The organism is Achromobacter colocynthidis (assembly GCF_057334535.1).
On sequence record NZ_JBHFIZ010000037.1, the window covers coordinates 631,548 to 655,157 of the forward strand.

Annotated in this window: 23 protein-coding genes; 15 read left to right on the forward strand and 8 right to left on the reverse strand. The window is 65.8% G+C overall.

The annotated features are described in order from the left end of the window. Nucleotides 1-295 precede the first annotated feature (295 nt). The 7 genes from ACE04A_RS22580 (at nt 296) to ACE04A_RS22610 (ending at nt 6,366) form a co-directional block, all read left to right on the forward strand. Nucleotides 296-763 (forward strand): hypothetical protein, encoded by a 468-nt coding sequence (locus tag ACE04A_RS22580; RefSeq protein WP_310508916.1) that lies wholly within the window; start codon nt 296-298, stop codon nt 761-763. Beyond that, on the forward strand, nt 753-1,499 hold the full coding sequence (gene phbB / locus ACE04A_RS22585; RefSeq protein WP_448716498.1) for an acetoacetyl-CoA reductase: 747 nt from the start codon (nt 753-755) through the stop codon (nt 1,497-1,499). Before ACE04A_RS22580 ends, phbB begins: the two co-directional genes overlap by 11 nt. A gap of 322 nt (nt 1,500-1,821) precedes the next feature. Further along, on the forward strand, nt 1,822-2,937 hold the full coding sequence (locus ACE04A_RS22590; RefSeq protein ID WP_100854390.1) for an ABC transporter substrate-binding protein: 1,116 nt from the start codon (nt 1,822-1,824) through the stop codon (nt 2,935-2,937). A 109-nt stretch (nt 2,938-3,046) separates the two neighbouring features. After that, nucleotides 3,047-3,940: a branched-chain amino acid ABC transporter permease gene (locus tag ACE04A_RS22595; protein WP_259250386.1), complete on the forward strand. Its 894-nt coding sequence runs from the start codon at nt 3,047-3,049 to the stop codon at nt 3,938-3,940. After that, nucleotides 3,933-4,820, forward strand: a complete 888-nt coding sequence (locus tag ACE04A_RS22600; RefSeq protein ID WP_127185815.1) for a branched-chain amino acid ABC transporter permease — start codon at nt 3,933-3,935, stop codon at nt 4,818-4,820. The genes ACE04A_RS22595 and ACE04A_RS22600 overlap by 8 nt, the downstream gene beginning before the upstream one ends. Then, entirely contained in the window at nt 4,817-5,635 is an 819-nt protein-coding gene (locus ACE04A_RS22605; RefSeq protein WP_259250391.1) for an ABC transporter ATP-binding protein, read from the forward strand. Before ACE04A_RS22600 ends, ACE04A_RS22605 begins: the two co-directional genes overlap by 4 nt. A gap of 11 nt (nt 5,636-5,646) precedes the next feature. Further along, on the forward strand, nt 5,647-6,366 hold the full coding sequence (locus ACE04A_RS22610; RefSeq protein WP_259251500.1) for an ABC transporter ATP-binding protein: 720 nt from the start codon (nt 5,647-5,649) through the stop codon (nt 6,364-6,366). 54 nt (nt 6,367-6,420) lie between these two features. Here the strand turns inward: ACE04A_RS22610 and ACE04A_RS22615 are convergent, their stop codons facing one another. After that, a complete protein-coding gene (locus tag ACE04A_RS22615) occupies nt 6,421-7,089 on the reverse strand; it encodes a GntR family transcriptional regulator (RefSeq protein WP_279995730.1) in 669 nt (222 codons plus the stop codon). A gap of 359 nt (nt 7,090-7,448) precedes the next feature. On the opposite strand from ACE04A_RS22615, the gene ACE04A_RS22620 reads away from it, so the two are divergent. From ACE04A_RS22620 to ACE04A_RS22635, 4 genes are read left to right on the forward strand one after another with little or no spacing between them, the layout of a single operon-like run. Then, complete coding sequence (locus ACE04A_RS22620; protein WP_259250396.1) at nt 7,449-8,885, forward strand: cytochrome ubiquinol oxidase subunit I; 1,437 nt, start codon at nt 7,449-7,451, stop codon at nt 8,883-8,885. Between the two features lie 4 nt (nt 8,886-8,889). Continuing rightward, nucleotides 8,890-9,897 carry a cytochrome d ubiquinol oxidase subunit II gene (gene cydB, locus ACE04A_RS22625; RefSeq protein WP_259250398.1) on the forward strand — a complete coding sequence of 336 codons (1,008 nt, stop codon included), beginning with the start codon at nt 8,890-8,892 and terminating at the stop codon, nt 9,895-9,897. Continuing rightward, complete coding sequence (locus tag ACE04A_RS22630; protein ID WP_448716499.1) at nt 9,897-10,061, forward strand: DUF2474 domain-containing protein; 165 nt, start codon at nt 9,897-9,899, stop codon at nt 10,059-10,061. Before cydB ends, ACE04A_RS22630 begins: the two co-directional genes overlap by 1 nt. Nucleotides 10,062-10,112: 51 nt before the next feature. Then, a complete protein-coding gene (locus ACE04A_RS22635; protein WP_485820545.1) occupies nt 10,113-11,525 on the forward strand; it encodes an aminotransferase-like domain-containing protein in 1,413 nt (470 codons plus the stop codon). 76 nt (nt 11,526-11,601) lie between these two features. On the opposite strand, the gene ACE04A_RS22640 is transcribed toward ACE04A_RS22635, so the two are convergent. The 6 genes from ACE04A_RS22640 to ACE04A_RS22665 all read right to left on the reverse strand — a co-directional run bounded on the left by ACE04A_RS22640 (nt 11,602) and on the right by ACE04A_RS22665 (nt 17,711). Further along, nucleotides 11,602-12,270, reverse strand: coding sequence for a WG repeat-containing protein (locus ACE04A_RS22640; protein WP_448716502.1), 669 nt, complete (start codon nt 12,268-12,270; stop codon nt 11,602-11,604). Between the two features lie 42 nt (nt 12,271-12,312). Further along, the gene (locus tag ACE04A_RS22645) at nt 12,313-13,290 is read right to left on the reverse strand and encodes a Bug family tripartite tricarboxylate transporter substrate binding protein (RefSeq protein ID WP_259250407.1); all 978 of its coding nucleotides are present in this window, start codon (nt 13,288-13,290) and stop codon (nt 12,313-12,315) included. 75 nt (nt 13,291-13,365) lie between these two features. Next, nucleotides 13,366-14,601 carry a tricarballylate utilization 4Fe-4S protein TcuB gene (gene tcuB, locus ACE04A_RS22650; RefSeq protein ID WP_448716504.1) on the reverse strand — a complete coding sequence of 412 codons (1,236 nt, stop codon included), beginning with the start codon at nt 14,599-14,601 and terminating at the stop codon, nt 13,366-13,368. Beyond that, the gene (gene tcuA / locus ACE04A_RS22655; RefSeq protein WP_050449450.1) at nt 14,598-16,004 is read right to left on the reverse strand and encodes an FAD-dependent tricarballylate dehydrogenase TcuA; all 1,407 of its coding nucleotides are present in this window, start codon (nt 16,002-16,004) and stop codon (nt 14,598-14,600) included. The genes tcuB and tcuA overlap by 4 nt, the downstream gene beginning before the upstream one ends. Before the next feature lie 79 nt (nt 16,005-16,083). Then, nucleotides 16,084-17,010 (reverse strand): LysR family transcriptional regulator, encoded by a 927-nt coding sequence (locus ACE04A_RS22660; protein ID WP_448716505.1) that lies wholly within the window; start codon nt 17,008-17,010, stop codon nt 16,084-16,086. 2 nt (nt 17,011-17,012) lie between these two features. Then, nucleotides 17,013-17,711: a glutathione S-transferase N-terminal domain-containing protein gene (locus tag ACE04A_RS22665; protein WP_448716506.1), complete on the reverse strand. Its 699-nt coding sequence runs from the start codon at nt 17,709-17,711 to the stop codon at nt 17,013-17,015. A 210-nt stretch (nt 17,712-17,921) separates the two neighbouring features. Between ACE04A_RS22665 and ACE04A_RS22670 the strand changes: the two genes are divergently transcribed. Beyond that, on the forward strand, nt 17,922-19,328 hold the full coding sequence (locus tag ACE04A_RS22670) for a tetratricopeptide repeat protein (protein ID WP_448716507.1): 1,407 nt from the start codon (nt 17,922-17,924) through the stop codon (nt 19,326-19,328). 43 nt (nt 19,329-19,371) lie between these two features. Here the strand turns inward: ACE04A_RS22670 and ACE04A_RS22675 are convergent, their stop codons facing one another. Further along, nucleotides 19,372-20,082, reverse strand: coding sequence for a hypothetical protein (locus ACE04A_RS22675; protein ID WP_126376190.1), 711 nt, complete (start codon nt 20,080-20,082; stop codon nt 19,372-19,374). Nucleotides 20,083-20,288: 206 nt separating this feature from the next. Here ACE04A_RS22675 and ACE04A_RS22680 point away from each other — a divergent pair, with 206 nt between their 5' ends. The 3 genes from ACE04A_RS22680 to ACE04A_RS22690 all read left to right on the forward strand — a co-directional run bounded on the left by ACE04A_RS22680 (nt 20,289) and on the right by ACE04A_RS22690 (nt 23,530). Beyond that, nucleotides 20,289-22,301, forward strand: coding sequence for a hypothetical protein (locus ACE04A_RS22680; RefSeq protein WP_448716508.1), 2,013 nt, complete (start codon nt 20,289-20,291; stop codon nt 22,299-22,301). 19 nt (nt 22,302-22,320) lie between these two features. Further along, nucleotides 22,321-23,295, forward strand: coding sequence for a hypothetical protein (locus tag ACE04A_RS22685; RefSeq protein WP_448716509.1), 975 nt, complete (start codon nt 22,321-22,323; stop codon nt 23,293-23,295). Nucleotides 23,296-23,365: 70 nt separating this feature from the next. Next, a complete protein-coding gene (locus tag ACE04A_RS22690; protein ID WP_167400968.1) occupies nt 23,366-23,530 on the forward strand; it encodes a hypothetical protein in 165 nt (54 codons plus the stop codon). Nucleotides 23,531-23,610 lie beyond the last annotated feature (80 nt).

Sequence of the window (23,610 nt, forward strand, 5' to 3'; positions counted from 1 at the left end):
TCCAAGCAGCGCCAATACGGCGTCGCTGAATGACACACCAAGCATGGAGTAACGTCAAGTTACTTTGGCGCCATCTCGGCGCTGTCTCGGCGCTGTCTCGGCGCTGTCTCGGTGCGCGCGCCACGATAACTTGCGCCAGGTCATACATGGCAAAGAGACGCCGGACGCAGACTGGTGTTACGGGTCCGCGCTGGGCTATTGTTGACGAACGCCACGCCCAGCGCGCCGGCTGCCCCCAACCTGACGGCTTGAGGACTGATTCGTTACCCCTTACCCACTTCGACAAGGACGGATGATGAAGAAACCTACTGCCTCCACACCCCAAGGAATCGCCGGCGCCAACGCCGCCTACTGCGAACGGCTGGCGCAGCTTGCGCAAGACAGCCAGCAACGCTGGCTGGAACTTGGCCGGCGCCTGGCCGACGAGAACGCCAACAAATACTTGTCCGCGCTGGCTCCGCTGCAGCAGCCCGGCAGCTGGCAGAACATCGCGCCCGCGTGGGGCGAGATCACCCGCAAGCAATGGCAAAGCCAGTTGGAAGCCAGCCAGGCCATCACGCACGCGGCGCTGCAGGAACAAGCGGCGCTGGCGGCCGGGCTGGGTGAAGCCATGAGCGGCTGGTTCAAAGTTGCCACCGGCGGCGGCATGACACTGGCCTCGTCGCCGATGACGCAAATCTGGTCGGCCATGTCAGACCAGATGGCCGCTGCTTGCTCGGCCATGCGCGACGCCAGCCAAGCAGGAGCCCACCATGACGGTTAAACGCACAGCACTGGTGACGGGCGGCGCGGGTGGCCTGGGCCAGGCCATCGCGCAGGCCTTGCACGACGCCGGCCACGACGTCATCGCGACCTATCACACCAGCGAAAACGCCGCGCGCGCCTGGGCGGAAGAAGAAGCATCGCGCGGCCGCCGCTTCGCGCTGTACCAGGTGGACGTCGGCGACCACGCCTCGTGCCAGGCGCTGATGCAGCGGCTGGAACAGGACGAGCGCAGCATCGACATCCTGGTCAACAACGCGGGCATCACGCGCGATGCCCGGCTGGCCAAGATGAGCCTGGAACAGTGGACCGAGGTCATGCACAGCAACCTGGATTCCCTATTCCATATGACGCAGCCGCTATGCGCCGGCATGGCCGCGCGTGGATGGGGCCGCATCGTGAACATTTCGTCCGTGAACGGCAGCAAGGGCGCGTTCGGCCAGACCAACTACGCCGCGTCGAAGGCCGGCATTCATGGCTTCACCAAGGCGCTGGCGCTGGAACTGGCCAGCAAGGGCGTCACCGTCAACACCGTGTCGCCGGGTTACCTGGACACGCGCATGGTGCAGGCCGTGCCCGAAGACGTCTTGAAGGAAAAGATACTGCCGCAGATCCCGGTCGGGCGGCTCGGCCAGCCCGAAGAGGTTGCCGCGCTGGTGGCGTTCATGTGCAGCGACGCCGCCGGGTTCATGACCGGCAGCAATGTCGCCATGAATGGCGGCCAGCACATGTACTGATCATCTGGTCCGACCTGCTTGAAGCGCCCGCCCACGGCCTCCGTCGGCGGGCGCGGTTGTTTCAGGGGTGGAACAAAGGTGCAACCCACCCTTCCAAACTGCGTTTGAAACAGCAGGTAACGGGTTAACCCCATATTGTTGACGCGGCCCGTGCCTCGTATATTTGCATCCACTTGAGCAGGATTGGATGCAATCTGTAGTTTTAGTATCCAGAAGCCTGCCCTCGTATGCAAGCCGAGGGCACTGCCCCCGGCCTTACCAGCACCGCCGGCCCCCACGCGCATCAGACGCGGGGCCGGCAATCCTTCGAGGGGAACACACCATGAAATTCAACGTCCGCCCGCTGCTGGGCGCCTCCTGCCTGATGTTGTCGCTGGCCGGCGCCGGCGCACAGGCGCAGGAAACCGTGAAGATGGGCGCGGTCCTGTCCTTGACCGGCGCCAACGCCACCGTCGGTGAAGATGTGCGCCGCGCCGTGGATCTGGCCGTGGAAAAGGTCAATGCCGACGGCGGCGTGATGGGCAAGAAGTTCGCCGTGGTCATCGAAGACTCGGGCGGCAACCCCACCACCGCCTTGAACGCCGCGCGCAAGCTGGTCAGCGTGGACAAGGTGCCGGTGGTGATCGGCGAATACTCGTCGGGCATTTCCATTCCGCTGGGCCAGTACCTGGTGAAGGAAGGCGTGACGCACATCAACATCGCCAGCACCAGCGTCAAGATCCGTGACCTGGGCGCCACGTCCTTCAACCTGATCGGCCTGGAAGACAAGGGCAACCGTTTCTCGGCCAAGGACACCTGGGACCAGGGCTACCGCAACGTGGCCATCATTGCGCCCAACAACGCCTACGGCCAGGGCGTGGCGCATGGCTACAAGGAAGAATTCGAAAAGCTGGGCGGCAAGATCGTGACCGAAGTGCTGTACACGGCCGGCCAGTCCACCTACCGCCGTGAGCTGCAACAGATGTCGCGCAGCAAGCCCGACGCCTACATCTACACCGCCTACGGCCAGGAATCGGCCGTGATCAACCGCGAGGCCTTTGAGCTGGGCCTGCGCAAGACGCCCTGGTACGGCATCTTGCTGAGCATGTGCCTGAGCGACACACCGGCCAACATCGCGCAAGGCCAGATCGGCATGGAAGTGGGCTCGGTGCTGGGTCCCAAGGGCCGCGAATACGCCGAAGCCTTCAAGGCCCGCTACAAGGACGGCTTCAAGACGTCTTACACCGGCTACGCCTATGACGCCGTGCTGCTGACCGCCGCCGCCATGAACCAGGCCAAGTCCACCGCGCCCGCCGACATCCAGGCCGCGCTGACCCAGTTGGGCCAGAAGGGCTACGAAGGCGTCACCGGCTTCATCAAGTTCGACAGCGACCGCCAGCGCATCGACCCGCCCTACGCCAAGCTGAAGTCCGATCAAGGCAAGATCGTCGTCCGTTGATAAGGCCTTGGCCGGCGCCGTTGGGGAATGGCGCCGGCCTTTTTTTCGCGCCGCATTCCCCAGCCGGCTTTCCCAGCCGGCTTTCCCCACCGTCTTTCGAGTCAACAAGATGACCCAGATTCTCGTCGACACGCTGCTACGCTGTTCCGACCTGGCGCTGATCGCGCTGGGCTTGAGCATGGTGTATGGGCTGGTCAAATTTCCGAACATCGCCCACGTGCAATACGCCATGGTGGGCGCCTACCTTACCTATGCGCTAAGCGCCGTGGCCCTGCCCTTGCCGCTGGCGCTGCTGGCCGCAAGCCTGCTGACCGGCGCCATGGCGCTGACCTTCCACCTGCTGGTGTTCCGCCGCCTGCTGCGCGCGGGGCCGGCCATCACCATGATCGGCTCGCTGGCGCTGTCCATGCTGCTGATTGCGTTCTGTCAGGGCATCGCCGGGTCGTTCCCGCGGATGTTCAACCTGCCCCTGTCCGAGCCGATCTGGCTGGGGGATGCCAGCGTTACCGTGACGCAAATCGCCGCCGTGTCGACCACCGCCGTGTTGCTGGCGGGCTTTACGCTGCTGTTGTTCTACACCCGCGCCGGCCGCGCCATGCGCGCGCTGTCGTGCAACCCCGCGCTGGCCGATGCCAGTGGGCTGAACGCCTCGCGCATTACCTGCCAGGTGGCGTTTGCCAGCGGCGCGCTGGCCGGCCTGGGCGGCGGCTTGCTGGCCTTGTCCACGGGCGCGCACATCAACCTGGGAACGGACCTGCTGCTGCCCGTGTTCGCCGCCGCCATTCTGGGCGGTCTGGGCAACCCCTTGGGCGCGGTCGCGGGCGCGTTCCTGATTGCGTTGACCGAAACGCTGGTGACCAACCTGAACTTCGGCTGGCTCTACGCCAAGCCCGTGGCGTTCCTGCCCGTGGCCTATATCAGCGCGGCGTCGTTCCTGATCCTGCTGCTGGCCTTGCTGTTCAAGCCCTACGGCCTGTTTGACCGCGAGGTGCGCCGTGTTTGATTTCCTGATCTCTTCGTTGACCTTCGGCGCCATCTTCGCCTTGATGGCCTTGGGCCTGAACTTGCAGGCAGGTTTGGCCGGCTTGCTGAACTTCGGCCACATCGCGTTCGCGGGCATCGGCGCCTACGGCACCGGTATCGCCGTGCACGCGGGCTGGCATCCGGCGCTGGGCGCCGTGGCGGGCGTGGCCGTCGCCATGGCGCTGGGCTGGGGCATTGCGCGGCTGGGCAAGCAATTGGCGGCCGACTACTGGGGCATCGCCACGCTGGCCATTGCCGAGATCATCCGCACCATCGCCACCAACGAACTCTGGCTGACCAATGGCGCGCAGGGCATCAGCGGGATTCCCGCCGTGTTCGGCGGCATGGACGGCAAGAGCGGAGCGCTGGCCTTCCTGGGCCTGGTGCTGGTGTTGGCGGCAGCCGCCGCCGTGCTGCTGCGGCGGCTGGCCTACAGCCGCTTCGGCCGCGCCTTGCGGGTGATGCGCGAAGAACCGAAGCTGGCGGCCTGCATGGGCTATGACCTGATGTCCTTGAAGTCCCGCGCCGTGATGGCGGGCGCGGCGGTCACGGCGCTGGCAGGCTCGCTCTACGCGCACTACATGAGCTTTGTCGGCCCCGACTATCTGCTCGCGTCGGAAACCTTCCTGCTCTGGACCATGTTGATGATCGGCGGCATCGGCAATTTCTCCGGCGTGGTGCTGGGCGTGGTGCTGGTACAGACCGCCTACACGCTGGTGCCGTTCGCCAAGGATGCATTCGGCTTTGGCTCCGACATTGCCGGCGCGCTGCGTCTGGGCTTGATCGGATTCATTCTGCTGGGATGCCTGTTGTGGCGCAGCGAAGGGCTGCTGCCGGAAAAGATGAGGAAAATGCCATGACCACCCCATATGCATTGCAGGTCGATTCGGTGGCCAAGGCGTTTGGCGGCAATCGCGTGCTGGAAAAAGTGGGCTTTGCCATCCGCCCCGGCGAAATCGTGGGCCTGCTGGGCCCGAACGGTTCCGGCAAGAGCACGCTGCTGAACACCATTACCGGTTTCGAATCCATCGACGCCGGCAGCGTTCTATTCGAAGGCCGGCGCATCGACAAGCTCAGCGCGCACCAGATTGTCCGTGCCGGTATCGCGCGCAGCTTCCAGTTGCCCTCGATGCCGCGCAAGATGTCGGTGGCCGAAGTGGCCATGGCCGCGTCGGTGGAACACCACGGTGTCTGGGAAAGCCTGTTCGGCACGCGGGCGGCGCGGCAGGCGGAAGCCCGCGCGCGGGCGCAGGCCGACGCGCTGCTGGACCAACTGCTGCTGACGCCGGTGCGTGATTTATCCGCCGCCGCGATCTCGGGCGGCCAGAAAAAGCTGCTGGGCATCGTCTGCGCGCTGATGGCGCATCCACGCATGCTGATGCTGGACGAGCCCACCGCGGGCGTCCATCCGAATCTGCGCAGCGACATCGTCGGCGCCTTGCAGCGCCTGAACCAGGCCGGCATGACGATCGTGATCGTCGAGCATGACATGCATTTCATTCGCGAAGTCTGCCACCGCTGCATCGTGCTGGACCGGGGCCACATCGTGGCCGACTGCCGGCCCGACGAGCTGGCCTCCAATGAGCGCGTGCTGGAAGCGTATCTGGGCGGCGCCGCCGCCAAGCCCGCCGCCGGCGCCAATGCCTCGCCCGTGTTGCGCATGGAGGCCGCGTGATGAGAGAAAAAATGATCGAAGTGGACAACGTCGTCGCCGGCTACACGCGCGACGTGGACATCCTGCGCGGCATTTCACTGTATGCCGGCAAGGCGGAAATCGTGACGCTGCTGGGGCCGAACGGCTGCGGCAAATCGACCCTGTTGAAAACCATCGCCGGGTATCTCAAACCGCGCGAGGGCCGCGTCATGCTGGGCGACAAGGACATCTCGCGCTTTCCGGTGCACGAGAAAATTCTGCGCCATGGCCTGGGTTTCGTGCCGCAGACCGAGAACGTCTTCACCGCGCTGTCCGTGCGGGAAAACCTGCTGGTGGGCGGCAATGCGCTGGACAAGGCGCAGTGCGCGGCGCGCGTGCGTACTTTGTGCGAGCACTACCCCGTGCTGCAACGCAAGCTGGATGCCCCCGCCGCGTCCCTGTCGGGCGGCGAACGGCAAATTCTGGCGCTGGCGCGCGCGCTGATGCCGTCGCCCGGCCTGCTGCTGCTGGACGAACCCTCGGCCGGCCTGTCGCCCAAGACGCTGGGCGAAGTGTTCGAGGCCATCCAGCGCATCCGCGCCAAGGAAGACGTGACGATTCTGATGGTGGAGCAAAACGCCATGGAAGCGCTGCGGATATCCGACCGGGCGTATGTGCTGTCGATGGGCACCGTTGCCATCACGGGCGAGGCGCAGGCGCTGATGAACGACGCGCAGGTGCGCGAGCTTTATCTGGGCGGCCGCGCGGCGTAGCCGAGTCCCGTCGGCACGTCTTGAAGGCCCGCCCCGCGCGGGCCGTTCAGCCGTTCAGCCGTCCTGGCGCATGCGGTGCATGGCCACCAGGTTCTTCTTGGTTTCAATGATGTGCGCTTCAACCAGGCTTGCCGCCAAGGCGCCGTCCTGCTGACGGCAGGCTTCCAGGATGCGGTAATGGTCCGACTGCGGGCCTTCCTTGCCGGTGGCCTGCGACATCATCTCGTGCGTGTAGCGGTCGGTATTCAAGCCGTATTCCTCGATCAGCCGACGCAGCCGCGTGTTGTTCGCGGGCGCGCACAAGGCCAGATGGAAGCGGCGGTTCAGTTCGGCCCATTGCGACACGGAATCGGCCTCGTCGTAGGCCTTGAGAATGGCTTCCAAGTTGTCCAGATCGGCCCGCGCCATGTTGGGCACGGCGGCGCGCACGGCATAGCCTTCCAGCGCGATACGGATGTCGAGCAGTTCGCAGATCTGGTCCACGTCCATGCGGATGACAACCGCGCCCCGGTTCAGGTGATACGCCACCAAGCCTTCGGTTTCCAGTTGGCGCAGCGCTTCGCGCACGGGAATGCGGCTGGCCTGGAAGCGCGTGGCCAAGGCGTCCTGCTTGAGCGGGGTGCCCGCGGGCAAGGCGCCCGTCAGGATTTCGTAACGCAACTGGTCGCGGATGCGGTGCGGCAACGCCTGGGCTTTACCGGACGTGCCCTTCGTTTTGGTCATGCTCATAACTATCGGGTATCTCTGGGCGAAGGACGGCGGCCTGCGGCAAGCGTCGATGAAGGTTGTTCCAACAGCGGGCTCCCATCGTAGCCGAATGGACCGCTTGCGGGAACCGTGTCCCGGCCGAGGCCAGAATCCGCCGCCATAGCCTGGGCCTGCCAACCTGATCTGCTTATTCAGGGCCATGCACGCTCCCGGAATATTGCCGGAGCACAGCGCGCCAGCCCGCGTCTTGCCTGGCTTTGGAGGCGCAGTCGGCCAAACTGATCCGCTTTTTTATCTGAATTCTGAATCTGTACTACTTCGCGCGCCGGATCTACCGTTCAAAGCGTAGGACACCGCTTATCAGGAAGACCGCTATGCATGGCGACGCGCTATTGCTTGCCCGAATACAGTTCGGGTTCACCATTTCTTTTCACATCGTCTTTCCCGCCATCACGATAGGCCTGGCCAGCTATCTGGCCGTGCTGGAAGGCTTCTGGCTGCGCACGGGCAAGCCCGTCTATCGCGACCTTTACCACTTCTGGACCAAGATCTTTGCCGTCAACTTCGGCATGGGCGTGGTGTCCGGCCTGGTGATGGCGTACCAGTTCGGCACCAACTGGAGCTTTTTCTCGGACTTCGCCGGCAGCGTCACGGGGCCGCTGCTGGCCTACGAAGTGCTGACCGCCTTTTTCCTGGAAGCCGGCTTCCTGGGCGTGATGCTGTTCGGCTGGACGCGCGTGGGCCCGGGGTTGCACTTTTTCTCGACCATCATGGTGGCGCTGGGCACGCTGGTGTCGGCCACGTGGATCCTGGCGTCCAACAGCTGGATGCAGACGCCCGCCGGCTACGAGATCCTGGACGGGCGCGTCGTACCCACCGACTGGCTCGCCGTGATCTTCAACCCGTCGTTCCCCTACCGCCTGGCGCACATGGGCATCGCCGCGTTCCTGGCGACCGCGTTGATGGTGGGCGCGTCCGGCGCGTGGCACCTGCTGCGCGGTGACCGCAGCCCCGCCGTGAAGAAGATGTTCGCCATGGCGATGGGCATGCTGTTGCTGGTGGCGCCGCTGCAAGCCGTGGTGGGCGACTTTCACGGCTTGAACACGCTGAAGCACCAGCCCGCGAAGATCGCCGCTATTGAAGGCCACTGGGAAAACGAACCGGGCGCGGGCGTGCCGCTGACGCTCTTCGGCATTCCCGACATGGAACGCGAAGAAACGCGCTTTGCGCTGAACGTCCCGCGCCTGGGCAGCCTGATCCTGACGCATAGCTGGGACGGCCAGTTTCCCGGGCTGAAGTCGTATCCGCCCGAAGACCGGCCCAACGCCACCGTGGTGTTCTGGTCGTTTCGCATCATGGCCGGGCTGGGCATGCTGATGATTCTGCTGGCCGGCTGGGCGCTGTGGACGCGCTGGCGCGGTCGGCTGTATGAGTCGCGCGCGCTGCAACGCTTTGCGCTGTGGATGGGGCCGTCGGGCATCGTTGCGATGCTGGCCGGCTGGTACGTGACCGAGATCGGCCGCCAGCCGTGGATCGTCTACGGCGTGATGCGCACGGCCGACGCGGCCACGCCGCATGGCGTCGGCGAACTGACGCTGACGCTGGCCTTGTTCGTGGCTGTGTACCTGCTGGTGTTCGGCGCGGGCGTGTCGTACATGCTGCGCCTGATCCGCATGGGCCCCAGCCCCGCCCCCGGCCACGCGCCGCTGTCGGGCGGCCCAGGTGAACCGCGCCAACCCTCGCGCCCGCTGTCCGCCGCCTCCACGCTGGCGGGCATCGAACCCGCGCCTCGCAAGCCTTCCGGAGTCTGACGCCATGGGCATCGACCTTGCATTGATATGGGCCGTCATCATCCTGTTCGGCGTGATGATGTACGTGGTCATGGATGGCTTTGACCTGGGCATCGGCATCCTGTTTCCGCTGATCCGTGACCGCGATGAACGCGACGTCATGGTCAACACGGTGGCGCCCGTCTGGGACGGCAACGAAACCTGGCTGGTGCTGGGCGGCGCGGGCCTGATGGCGGCGTTTCCGCTGGCGTATTCCGTGATTCTCAGCGCGCTGCACTTGCCGCTGGTGTTCATGCTGCTGGGCCTGGTGTTTCGGGGCGTGGCGTTCGAATTCCGCTTCAAGGCCGATGAACATCATCGCCCCTACTGGGACTTGGCTTTCGTGTTCGGCTCGGTCACGGCGACCTTCTTCCAGGGCGTGACGCTGGGCGCCTACATCGAAGGCATTGCGGTGGTGGGGCGCGCCTACCAAGGCGGCGCGTGGGACTGGATCAGCCCGTTCTCGCTGTTCACCGGCCTGGGGCTGGTGGCGGGCTACGCCTTGCTGGGCTGCACCTGGCTCATCATGAAGACCGAAGGCCGGCTGCACCGCCACATGTGTGCGATCGCGCGGCCGCTGACGTGCGCGCTGCTTGCCGTGATCGCGGTGCTAAGCGTGTGGACGCCCTTGGCGCAACCGCATATCGCGCAGCGCTGGTTCAGCCTGCCCAATATGTTCTGGTTTCTGCCTGTACCAGTACTGGTGGCCGCCGCCGGCTTCGACCTGATCCGGCGCGTGCGCGGCACACCCGCCGCCGGCCCCTTCCTGCTGTCGCTGGCGCTGGTGTTCCTGGCCTACACCGGCTTGGGCATCAGCATCTGGCCCGCCATCATTCCGCCTGACATCTCGATCTGGACGGCGTCCGCGCCCCCGCAAAGCCAGGGTTTCGCCTTGGTCGGCGCGCTGCTGATCATTCCGATTATCCTGGTCTACACCGCCTGGTCGTACTACGTGTTTCGCGGCAAGGTCCGTACCGGCGAGGAGTTTCATTGATGCCTTCCTTGACGACAACCCCTGACGCCGCCCGCGCGACTCCGGCTGCGTGGCGCAGCCGCCTGCTTTGGCTGGCGCTGATCTGGGCCGCCAGCGTCGCGGCGCTGGGCGTCGCGGCCTACGCGCTGCGGCTGCTGATGCGCGCCGTCGGCATGTCGACATGAGCCCGCGCGCCCCTGCTTGCCCCACCCTATTCCCCTTGAATCGGAACCGCCATGAAGCGCTATGAAAGGCTGACGGAAGACATCACCAACTCAATCAGTTCGGGCTTGCTGCAAGTGGGCGACCGCCTGCCTTCGGTACGGCAGACCAGCGCCAGCCGGGGCGTCAGCCCGTCCACGGTGTTCAAGGCCTATTACCTGCTGGAAGCGCGCGGCCTGATCCGTGCGCGCGACCGGTCCGGCTACTACGTGCTGCGCGCGCCGCACGCCGCCCTGCCCGAGCTGGACGGCTTGTCCAGCGCTACCGCCGGCCGCCACCCGGTGGACGTCAGCGACAACGTGCTGCAAGTGCTTAACGCCACGCTGCGCCGCGACATGACGCCTTTTGGATCCGCCTTTCCCAGCCCGTCGCTGCTGCCCTACGCACGGCTGGGCAAGTTCATGGCGTCGGCGGCGCAGCGGCTGGACCCGTGGGGGTCCATCGACGACCTCAGCCCGGGCGATGCGGCGCTGCGCCGCGCCATCGCGTTGCGCTACCTGGCCGATGGCCTGACGGTGCCGGTGGACGACATCATCATCACCAACGGCGCGCTGGACGCGCTGAACCTGAGCCTGGCGGCGGTAACCAAACCCGGCGATGCGGTCATCGTGGAATCCCCCACCTTCTACGCCGCCCTGCAATCGCTGGAACGCAACCAGCTCCACGCCATCGAAGTGGCCACGCATCCGCGCGAAGGCATCGACCTGCAAGCGCTGGAAGACGCCATCGTGCAGCACCGGCCGCGCGCCTGCTGGTTGATGACCACCTTCCAGAATCCGCTGGGCAGCCTGATGCCCGACAGAAAAAAAGAAGCGCTGGTCCGGCTGTTGACCCGGCATGACGTTGCGCTGATTGAAGACGACGTCTACGGCGAGCTGTATTTCGGCGAACACCGGCCGCGCCCGGCCAAGGCCTTCGACAAGGAAGGCATCGTGATGCACTGCTCGTCGTTTTCGAAGACGCTGGCGCCGGGTTACCGCGTGGGCTGGGTGGCGGGCGGACGCTATACGCGGCAGATCATGCGCAACAAGCTCACCACCAGCCTGGCCACCGCCGCGCCCACACAGGCCGCCATTGCCGCCTATCTGGACAAAGGCGGCTACGACCGCCACCTGCGCCAGTTCCGCCAGGCGCTGGCCGTGCAGCAAGGCGAACTGCTGCAAGCCGTGGCGCGCTATTTCCCGAAGGCCACCCCCCCCCCGCGGCCTGCGGGCGGGTACTTTGTGTGGGTGGAATTGCCCGCGCACATCGACACGTTGAAGGTCCACCGCGCCGCGCTGGATCACGGCATCAGCATCGCGCCGGGGCCGCTGTTTTCGTCGTCGGGCGCCTTCCGGAATTTCCTGCGCTTGAACCATGGGCATCCCTGGAACGCCGACATGGAACAGGGGATGGCGACATTGGGCAAGCTGCTGGCGGGTGGTTAGGGGCAGGGGTTTGTGGTCGGCCGGTTTGTGGGTAGCGGGCTTTTAATTCGCGGATTTTTGGTCAGCGACGTTGTCCTTAGCGGCCTGTGGACGCAGCCGCCGCGCGTGCCGCCTCGACCTCGCGCATCAGCGATGCCGCATCCGGCCGCAGGGGCAGCGCCAGCTTGCCCTGGCGGTCGATGGCGCCCCATTGGCCGCCCGTCATGTAGCTGTGCTCACCATCCGGCGTGACCGCCTTGCGGCAACCTTCGCACACCACGGCCAGCCCGCCGCTGTAGCGGTCGACCCATTCATAGTCGGTAGCCAGCACGCGGTTGAGCTGCTTGTCGTAATAGGCCATCCCGCCCGACCACGGGCCGCGCGTCAGGCCGTCTTCGAAGTCATCCGCAAAATTGTCGAAGGTGACGACAGCTACCGATTTTCCATCGGGCCGTACCCAGCGCCACGATCCGTGCGTGAATACCGGCGACAAGCCATCCTCGTTGAAGTCCATGCGCCCAAGCACGTCGGCCGCGAACACGACCGTGTCGCCCGCCACCCGCGCGCATTGATCGGCGGGCTCCAGCATGCCGCCGTCCTGCTTGGCGGCGTACAGGCATTGCTGGTCATGAGAGGAAGATGAACGCGTGGAGGCAGCATCCGTGGGCGCGGTGTTCGTGGGAACAGGATTCGCGTCAACAGGATTCGCGGCAAGGGCGGCTGCCGGCAGGGCCGCCAGCAGCGTAAACAACAAGGTTTTCAGCATGCCGGAAATCCTAGCATGCGCCCCGCCGGCCACCACCCCGCTTCAGTTTGCCGTCGCGCCGGAATCCTTCACCGCCTGTGCCCAGGTCGCGATCTCGGTCTGGATGAACTTGCCGAACGCAGCCGTGTTCACGTTGGAGGCCTGCGCGCCCTCTTCCATCAGGCGTTGCTTCACGGCGGGCGCGGCCAGCGCGCCGCTCAAGGCCTGGTTAAGCGTGGCGACGACGGCGTCCGGCGTCCCTGCGGGCGCCACCACGCCGTGCCACGACACCGCCTGAAAGCCCGGCAGGCCGGACTCGGCCATCGTGGGCACATCGGGCAAGGCCGGCGAGCGTTCGGGCGACGTCACCGCCAGCGCGCGCAAGGTGCCCGCCTTCACATGCGGCAGCACGCCCGGAATGGTGGTGAACATGAAGTCGATCTGACCACCGATCAAATCGGTAATGGCGGGGCTGCCGCCCTTGTACGGCACGTGTGTGAACGTCAGCTTCGCCGAACTCTTGAACATCTCGCCGGCCAGATGACCCGGCGTGCCCGCGCCCGCCGACCCCATGTTGGTCTTGTCGCCCTGCCCACGGATGTAGGCGATCAGCTCCTGCACATTGGCGGCCTTGACGTTGGGGCCGATCACCAACACGTTCGGCACCGTGGCCAACAGCGTGACGGGCGTGAAGTCCTTGACCGCGTCATACGAAATGCGCGAATACAGCGACGGGTTGATGCCATGCGTGCTGGCGGTGGCCAGCAGCAGCGTGTAGCCGTCCGGCGCGGATGTGGCCACCTGCTTGGCCGCGATGGTGCCGTTGGCGCCGCCCTTGTTCTCGATGATGATGCTTTGGCCCAGCGTCTTGCCCGCCTCCGCCGCGACAGTGCGCGCCAGGATGTCCGACGTGCCGCCCGCCGAGTGCGGCACGACCAGCGTGATGGGTTTGCTCGGGAAGGACTGCGCCTGCGCGGCCGGCAGCACCGGTGTGAAACAGGCGGCCAGCGCAACGCGCGCCAGCAATCGGTTATGGCTCATTGAAGTCTCCTCGTTTGTAATCGAATGCGGCGCCCTCCCTGGGGCGCCGTCATGCCCGTGTGGGATGGGGCCGGCTCAGTCCGACCCGAGTTGCAGCTTGTTGGGCTGGCGCTTTTCGATCGACCACTTCAGCAAGGCGGCCGAGCGGTAAATGCCGTGGGCGAACTTGCCGTAGGGCAAGGTCAGGAACAGCGCCATCACCACGCCCAGGTGGATGGCCAGCAGCAGCGCCATCGCACTGCCATCGCGTCCCGCCAAGAGCGCCAGGCCAGTGGCGCTGGTCAGGAACAGCAGCACGATGAAGCCCCGGTCCATCGGCTTTTGTGCGGTGTCGCCTTGTTGCGGATGGCGCTTGATGTTCAACCACAGCAAACCGGCCGGCCCGATCAGCAGGCCGATGCCGCCCACCGTGCCCAGCAGCACCGGCGCGCTGAAGAACGGATACGGCGCTTGCAGGCCCAGCAGATAGTGGTAGAGCGTGGCCACGCAGGTGGCCGCGAAGCACAGCATGAAGCCGTAGAACGTGAAGTGATGAAAGCGCCGCCGCCACAAGGTGAAGGCATCGTCCGCGTTGTTGCAGCCCTTGCCGTGGCCGCCATCCAGATAGCGCAGCCGCAGCGCGTCGTGTGCCGCTTCAGCCACAGCGGCGCCAGACGCCGCCCCCGGGCTGACGTTGCGCCAGAAGCGCGTGACGCCCACCGCCAAGGCCAGCATCGAAAACCCGAACACCACGCCAAACATCAGCGCCAACGTGTTGTGCGGGAACACGGCATAGAAGTTGCCGGCCATGGGCTCATGGAACAGCCCGCCCGCCATCAGCACGGCCAGCACCAGAAACAGTGCCAGGCCGCCGGCGGTAGCCAGCGACAAGGCCAGCCCGTTGCGCTTGTACAGCGTGCCCAGCGCGGCGGGCCAGGCGTAGTCGGTGTAGGTCTGCACCCGCACCTTGGCCATGGCCTGCGGCACGTTCACCGCGAATTCGTGCGGTGGCGCGTACTGGCAGGCGTGCAGACAGGCGCCGCAGTTGTGGCACAGGTTGGCCAGGTAGTTCAGGTCGGCCTTGCCGAATTCCAGCCGGCGCGTCATGGCCGGAAACACCGCGCAAAACCCTTCGCAATAGCGGCAGGCATTGCATATCTGCATGACACGCGCGACTTCGGTTTCGTCGTCGGTCAGCAGGTCGGCCTGCGGCTTGGCGGTCTTGCCGCGCCACTGGACGGGGTGCTCGACCATGGCCGGGCCGGCGGGCGGTTCGGCATGGGCGGTGGAAAACGACTGCGCCTCGCGGGCCAGGGCTTCAAGCTGCTTCATATCGTGCTCTTCGCAAGGGTCTGGGCGCGCGCGGCGGCGGCGGCCCGGGTGCCGGCAATACGGCCAAACGCCGTGCCGATGGACATGCCCACGCCCGCCGTATAGCCCTTGCCCAGCACGTTGCCGGCCATCATTTCGCCGGCCACGAACAGGTTGTCGCTGGGCACGTCGTTAAAGCGCACGGCGGCGGTGTCATCCACCTTCAAGCCCAGATAGGTGAAGGTGATGCCCGGGCGCAGGGCGTAGCCGTAGAACGGCGCGGTATCGATGGGCCGCGCCCAATGTGTCTTGGCAGGCGCGATGCCTTCGGTGTGGCAGTCGTCCAGCGCGGTGTGGTCGAAGGTGCCGACGCGGCACGCGGCGTTGTAGTCGCGCAGGGTCTGTTCGAAGGTGGCGGGGTCCAGCCCCAGCTTGTCGGCCAGTTCGGGCAGCGTGTCGGCCTTCACGCCCGGAAACACCGGCGGCATGAAGCGGCCGATGGCCTTGGCGTCGATGATGGAATAGGCGATCTGCCCGGGCTGCATGGCGGTCAGGCGGCCCCAGATGGCGTAGCGCTTGGGCCAGAAGTCTTCGCCTTCATCGTAGAAGCGCACGGCGTCGCGGTTGACCACCACGCCCAAAGACACGCAATCGATGCGCGTACAGATGCCGCCGTCGTACAGCGGGGCGCGCGCGTCGATCGCCACGCAGTGCGATTGGGAGGGGTCACCGATGCCGTCCGCGCCCGCGTCCAGCATGAACTTCAGCAGCACGCCCATGTTGAAGCGCGTGCCACGGATCAGGAAATTGTCGGCCGGCCATTCGCCGCGTTCGTTCTGGCCCCAGGCTTCACGCAGCCATTCGCGGTTGGACTCGAAGCCGCCCGCGGCCAGCACACAGGCGCGGGCCTCGATGCGTTCATCCCCGATGCGCGCGGCCTTGAAACGGCCGTCTTCCAGTTCCAGCGCATCCACCGGCGCGTTGTAGCGGATCTGCACGCCCAGCGCCTCGGCGCTGCGGTAGTAGGCATTCACCAGCGCCTTGCCGCCACCCATGAAAAAGGCGTTGGTGCGCGCCACGTGCAGCGCGCCCGACAGCGGCGGCTGGAAGTTCACGCCATGGCGGCGCATCCAGTCCCGACAGGTGGAAGATTCGCGGATGACCAGGCGCGCCAGGTGTTCGTTGGTTTGCCCACCGGTCACCTTCAACAGGTCTTGCCAGTATTCCTCTTCGGGATAGGCGTCGGTCAGCACGTCCTGCGGGGCATCGTGCATGCAACGCAGATTGCGCGTGTGCTGCGAATTGCCGCCACGCCATTCACGGGGCGCGGCCTCCAGCAGCAATACGCTTGCGCCGGCCTCGCGCGCCATCAGGGCCGCGCACAGCGCCGCGTTGCCCCCGCCCACCACCAAGACATCCACCATGTCATTGCCCCTTACATCAAGGGGGACGACTCTACCTAGCGGAGACCGCGCGCGATATCAGGCGGGCGTCAACGGGTCTTCACGAATCGTGAAGAGCCACCACCGCCCATTTGTCGTCGCGCGCCAGGGTGCGCGACACATCGGCCAGCACCAGGCGGGCGGCCAGCGCCGCGGGCGACAGTTCATCGTCGGACAGGCTGACCAGCAGATTGGGGCGAAACAGGTGGGCGTCTTCAATGCGCGCCATGTGCAACTGCCCGGGCGCGATGCGCGCCGTAGCCGAACTGGGCTGGATGGTGGCCGCGTTGCCCAGTTGCACCACGTCCATCAACAGCGACAAGCCATCAACTTCCGCCACCACGCGCGGCGTCTGACCCAGTTGCAGGAACGCGTTGTTGACCAGCGCCCGCAGGCCGTGGCGCCCGCTGGGCAGCACCAGCGGCAGGTGTGCGATGTCGGCCAGCCGCGTCGTGTCGCCGTCAGGCAGGCCCGGCATGTCGCGCCGCGCGCACAGGAACAGGGGTTCGTCCAACAGCGGCATGATGCTCCAGCGCCGCGCGGATTCGGCCTGGAACACGATGGCCAGGTCCAGCAGGCGACCGTTGAGCATGTCGGCCAGATGGCCCGACAGCGCCTCGACCAGATGCAGCCGGATGTCGGGGTAGCGCTCGTTCATGGCTTGCAGGAACGGCGCACCCAGAATGGCGGCGGTGGTGGACGACAAGCCCACGCTGACATGGCCGGCCAGCCGTGCCTGCTGCGCGGCCTGCACGGCGTCATCGGCATGGCGCAGCGCCAGTTGGGCCTGCCGAAAAAACGCCAAGCCCGCGTCCGTGGGCACCACGCCGCTGGCGCTGCGTTGCAGCAGCCGGGTGGACAGTTCGCCTTCCAGCCGGCTGATCTGCTGGCTGAGCGCCGACGTGACCATGCCGATGGACGTGGCCGCGCGGCCGATGCTGCCCGCTTCGACCACGCGCACGAAATAACGCAGTTGGCGCAGTTCCATGCCTAGGCGGGAATGGTCAGGCCCCGCACCACGGCCGGACGGGCAACAAACGCTTCCAGCACGCGGGCCACGTTCTTGAACCGCGAGAACTCGACCAGGTCGCTGGCGTCGTAGAAGCCCACCAGGTTACGCACCCACGGCAGGATGGCGATGTCGGCCACGGTGTATTCGTCGCCCATGACCCAGTCGCGGCCTTCCAGGCGCTGGTCCAGTACGGCCAGCAGGCGCTTGGATTCCGCTACATAGCGTTCCAGCGGGCGCTTGTCTTCATAGTCCTTGCCGGCAAATTTATGGAAGAAGCCCAGTTGGCCAAACATGGGGCCAATGCCGCCCATCTGGAACATGACCCATTGCAGCGTCTCGTAGCGCCCGGCCGTGTCCGTGGGGATGAACTGGCCGGTCTTGCTGGCCAGGTAGATCAGGATGGCGCCGGACTCGAACAGCGCCAGCGGCTTGCCGTCCGGGCCATTCGGGTCAAGGATGGCCGGAATCTTGTTGTTCGGGCTCAGCGACAGGAATTCGGGCGAAAACTGGTCCTGCTTGTCGAAAGCGACCCGGTGGGCCTCGTAGGGCAAGCCGATCTCTTCCAGCAGAATCGACACCTTCACGCCATTGGGCGTGGGCAGCGAATACAACTGGATGCGGTCGGGATGCTGGGCGGGCCACTTCTTGGTGATGGCGAACGAGTCTAGGGCGGTCATGCGGGGTTTCTCCAGGGGAGGCGGAAGTCGTGACGGGTTATTGCGCCGATCATCCTAGCGCAAATGCCCGAAACGCCGCTGAAATACCCGCTTGCCGACCCGGCTGAACAGGGCCTGTCGGCCTGGCTCCCAGCGCTGACAGAAAAATAGGGGTTCGTGACACAATTCGGCTCGCCCAAATCCATCCGCAGACGCCGCCCCGCAGCCCCCATGACATTCCCGATGCAGCACCCGTTTACCCCGCTATTGCTGGCCGCCGCCGCGCTGCTGATTCCGCCCGGCGCCCAGGCCGACGTCGCGGCGGCGTCAAGCGCCACCCCGCCCCCCGGCATGGCCCAATACGGCGTGGGCCCGCATGGCCAGAGCCTGACGCTGACCTTGCTGAACAGCCACGACAGCGCGCCCGCGCCCAACACGCCGTATCGCTTGTTCCTGACGGGCAAGCAGGAATCCATCCGCGACACCCCCAGCCAGGACGGCATCCTGCACGGCACCACCGACGCCGAAGGCCGCACCGCCTGGGTGTGGACGGACAAGGCGTTCCAGCCCGAAGATTTCACGCTGATCCGCCGCGTGGGCGACGGCCCCTGGGGCCACTTTTTCCAACTGCATTCCAGCGGCAACGACAAGGAACCCGTGCCGGCCTGGCCCTACATCCTGACCATGCACCAGCGCTGGGGCGAACAATGGGTAGACCTGGGCTACACCACCCGCCAAGGCGCCACGGCCTATTTCAGCCACAACGTGCCGGCAGCCTCCCTTTCCTTGTCCATCGATGCGCCCGTCACCGACAACCGGGCGTGCTTTGACGAGCTGGACGCCATCAACCGCAAGTTCAGCCAGAACGATGCCGCCGGCGCGCAGCAGTTGATCCAGACCATGCAATGCGCCGATACACCGAGCCAACGACTGGATCTGGCTCAGCTGCTGCTGATGGTCGGCCGGCAGGACGACGCGCGCCACTGGTTGATGCGGTCACGCGAATGGCGCTTTCCGGAATCGTTCGCGCCCATCGAAACCCCGCTGTTGCGCGACCGCCTCGGCCTGGAACGGCTGCTGGGCATGCCCGACCTGGCGCTGGCCGACGCGCAGACCCTGCAACGTCGCCAGACCAAGCCCGGCCGCCCCCCTCGGGCAAGCGACACCGATTGGCCCAACGATATTGCCTATTACCTGGCGGACTTTCCCGACTACCTGCCGCAAGCCGAAGAGGAAGCGCGCCGGTCCATCCGCCTGTGGGGGCCCAACCCCTACAACCAGGGCACGCTGGGCTGGATCCTTAGCCTGCGAGGCGACACCAAGGAAGGCCTGCGCCTGATGCGCGCGTCGTACCGCGAGATATCGCGCAACGAAGAAATCGTGGCCGACTTCGGCTTGGCGTTATGGCGCAGCGGCCAGCCGGAACAGGCGGCGCGCCTGTGGGACGAGGCCCAGGCGCAATGCGTATGGGGCCGCCGCCTGTACGCCGCGATGCGCGAGGCGCAGTACGACCACCCCTATTTCCAGCCAGCGGATTCCGACGCGGTGCAGGCGTATCGGCAACGCTGCGACGGGCCTCGGATAAAACGCAAGACCTTGGCTATTGGCGCGGCGTTGCCGCCCGCCCCAGCCGTGTGACGTTGCGTTCTACCTGAGGTCGCGATTTACCCGTCGTCGCGTTTTACTTCTCGTCCTTCATCTTCACGTCGCTGGCCGTGTCGGCCTTCAAGCCGCTGGTGTTGATCTTGCCGGGCGGCGGCGCGTCGATCTCGTCCAGATTGGCGGCGGCGGCAGGCGCGGCCACGTCGTCCAGGTTGACGGCATCAGCCACGGGGGCCGTGGGCGCGGCGGGCTTGGCCTTGGGCGGCGCCTTCGGGCGCGGTTTGGCCGGCACTCGCGGCTTGGTCACTTCAAGCGGGCGCGTGTACAGATTGCCGTCCTGGTAGACCAGCATGTAAGGCTTGCCGACAGCAGGCTTTACCGTTTGGCGGGCCGTCCACTGGCCGTTGGCCACCTGGAACGACAGCGGGCCTTCGCAACTGCGATAGCTGTTCTGCCACTTGGACGATTGCACGCCAGACACGCGGTACACGTGATAGACGTGATTGCAGCCGAGTTCCGGCACATCCAGCGTGATGAGCGTTGCGCCCGGCACTTCGGACACATTCGCCACCATCATGGACGCGCCCTTGACCTCAAGCTCCATGACCTTCTTCTGGCCATACAGCTTGATGTCGTACGAATCGTTGTAGTAACGGCGCAGCGCCGCGCGCTCGCCATTGACGGTGAAAACCTGCTGTTCCTTGGCCAATACTTCGCCGAAATCCAGGCCCATCTTGCCCGAGCCGGTACTGACGCAACCGCTCAACGCCATCAAGGCGGAAAGGGACACTATTGCGCGAAATGCACGGCTGCCATCGGACCCACTTGCCGCCTTTGCCGTAACCCATCCGATGAAAGCTGAAGACACTTCATAACCCCTTGATATTGTTGCGTTTTACCTTGAATAGGAATATTCAAAATATACGTATCATTTAATGTCAAATGATTCGCAATGTTATACTGTAAACCAAAGCGAACAGGGGCAAGGCGAAAAGCATGAAGAAGGTTTGCGTGGTCGCGGCAATTGCCGCTAGCGTCGGCAGCTTGCCGGCGCACGCCGAGGCGTATCGCCTGGCATATTCCAAAGCGGAAAACATCGAGATATTCATCGACCACGCCACCGGTTCGCCGTGGTGCGGACCGCACCTGGATCTACGCGCCGTATACGGCGCCGCCCCCGACGCCGCCGCGCTCGGCCGCTTGCTGCCCAAGATCGGCGTGCTGCTCGGCAAACAGTGCCCCCAAGCCGTTGACCTGCGCTGGACCAGCGTCACCAACGCCGGCGCGCGTGTCGCGGACGGCACCAGCACCAAAGCCGCGGGCTGGGCAATGCAGGTTGCTGCTCCCGCCGCAGCACCGGCTGCTGCACCTGCTGCAACCGCTGCTCCTGCAACACCCGCTACACCCGCAGCAGCCGCAGCGCCAGCTGCCGCCATCGCCGCAGCGCCCGCCGCGACGCAAGCGACGGCGCCGGTCCCCGCTGCTGCTGCGCCGCAATCCGCTCAAGTAGCAACACCTACTCCCACAGCCGCCGCACCGGCCGCCGTCGAGCCGGCCGCCCCCGCCGTGGCGGCAGCACCCGTTGCCCCGCCCCCTGTCGCCGCTCCGGCTACTGCCGCACCTACCGCTGCACCTGCCGCTGCACCTGCTGCCGTACCTGCCGCTGCACCTGCTGTTGTGCCTGCCGCTGCACCTGCCGCTGTTCCTGCCGCGGTGCAGGCCGCAGCCCCAGCTCCCGCCCCAGTTCCCGCCCCCGCCGTGCAGACCGCCTTCGCCGTCAACGGCTGGACGCCGCCCTCGCCTGGCGCCGTCATGGCCGGCACGCAGCGGCTGAAGACCATGCAGGACCAAAACGGCTGCAAGGTCGTATCGACATTCCGCCTGGGCGAAGGCGCCCAATACATCACGCTGAAAACCGATGGCATGTCCTGCGGTCCCGACGGCTACGCCACGGGCAAGGGCCGGCTGCGGCTTGAGCGCTCCGATGGCGCGCGCATCGCGCAAAGCAATGACGTCTGGATGGCGGGCGGCATTCCGTTCACCTCGCCCGTTGCCGCGACCCGCCTGGCGCATGTCGACGACGATGGCTCGCTGTGGTTCCACCTGGACAGCGACCCCGCCAGCCGTTCCCACTACTTGCTGCGTGCCGAACGCATGTCGTATGGCAGCGGCCTGGACGTGTGGCGCTACACCCGCATCGACGTCGTCACCGAAAACGCCGACGTGTTCCGCAACGCCACCGACATCAAGGTAGCCGTGGACGGCGCACTGCGCGTACTCGAGCGCACCGCCATGCCGGACGCCGGCAATGCCCGCATTGTCTTCTCGGACGATTTCGAGCAAGGCGCTGTCGGCGACAAGATCGAGCACCTGCTCTACATGATCACCGCCGACCGCCCGACCGACTGGCGCACCGGCAAGCCCCGGGGCGAGTGGCGCTACAACCTGCAGTACGCCCAGAACTACCTGTTCAAGCGCGACGAAATACTCGCCCGCAAGAAGCGCGAGGAGCGGATGCGCCTGGCGAACCAGGAACGCGACAATCTGCGCCAATATCAAAATCTGGTTGATCAGGCCAAGAGCGACCCCAAGGGCATCCTGGGACGCATGCAGCGCGACGTGCGCTACGACCTGCTGACCGGCGGTGACTACAAGGCCCTGATGGCTGGCCGCAAGGCCGCCGTGCGCATGGTGATCCACGTAGACGACCACCAGGACAACGACGCCGTGGCCGACTGGCCGTACGAGATCCGCCTGACCGGCCAGAAGGCCATGAAGGAAGGCTGGTACCTGGTGCCCGGCGAGCTCACGCTGGACACCAAGCGCCAGGACGACAACGGCCTGCCGCTGACCTTGCTGACGCTGGGCCAAGCCGCGCCCGTCGCTTGCCAGAAGGCGGGCTGCGCCGACCTGAACGACCCCTTGGTCGGCGCCCGCATGATGCTGGGCCTGCCGGACTGGACGCCCGAGAAGGCCCAGGCCGTTATCGACCAAGCGAACCAACCCTAACCGCCAGACGAGCAACCCAATGATCAATCAAAAGAAAGGCCTGATCGCAGGCGGTGTCGTCGTGGTGCTGGCCTGCGCATGGTGGGGCTTGGGCGCCTACGCCTCCGGCAAGGCGGAAGACGAAATCGTGGCGCTGCTGGACAAGACGGGCCAGCGCGACATGGTGCGCTGGCAGAGCATTTCGGCATCGCCCTTCGGGTCCGCCAAACTGAAACAGGTGACGGTCGGCCCGGCGGGCTCGCCCATCGCCCTGATCGACACCGTCAAGATCAGCGGCCTGCGCAACACCAGCGACCGCCGCAGCGGCGACGTCACGATCGAAGGCGCTGCCCTGCCCAACGGCACCAGCGTGCTCAGCCAGACAGACCTGGCCCGCCAGGCCGGCAAGCTGGACCTGCCGCCCGCCAACCTGCGGGTGCGCTGGGACTACCAGCGTGACGACGACAACGCTGAACTGCAATTGACCCTGGAACAACCCGAGGCGCTGAACGCTGAATTGGCATTGAGCCTGGAACGGGTCAACGGCGCGGTGTCCTTGGCGGAAGACCGCGACGCGCTGGTCGGGCTGGCCATGATGGGCATGATGGGCATGGGCCGCATCGACCGCAAGTTGGCGCCCTTGGCGGAACTGCGCATCAAGTCCGGCAGCCTGTCCGTGAAGGACGACGGCTACGTCCAACGCAGCGTGGAACTCTTCAAGCGCTATAACCTCAGCGCCGAACCGGGCGAAGGCAACCCGGACAAGCAGCGCGCCAAGCAGTTCGACAAGCTGGTCAGCGACAGCCAAAAGCGTTGCGAGGACCAAAAGTCCCTAGCCGGTTTCGACGACAACGACGACGCCTGCCAAGCTCTTGCCCGCTTCGCCAGCGGCGACAAGCGGACCATTGCCCTGACCCTGAATCCCCGCAACGGCGTGTCGATCGCCGAATTGCTGTCCAGCGCCAACAACCAAAGCAAAGTCTTCGCCCTGCTCGCGCCCACGCTTGAGAACTGAGCGGCGCCTATAATCTTCCGCACACGCTGCGTACGACGCGCTTGCCAAGGCGCAGCCGCGGGAGACTGACATGACACCCTCATTGATTCGCTTGCTTGCCTTGCTGGCAAGCGCCGTGGTGATTAGCGGCTGCACCTCCGGCCCGGGCGGCCCGCCCCACCCCGGCGCCGTCAATCCCTACAGTGAAGGCGGCTTTCACGACGCGGGTCCGAACTATCCGGATACGGGTCGCTAAGACTTTCCTCAATCCGCCCCGCGCCGCCGCCCTTGGCGGTGCGCGAAACGCATAACAGCTTTGTGGGGGGGGGGGATCCC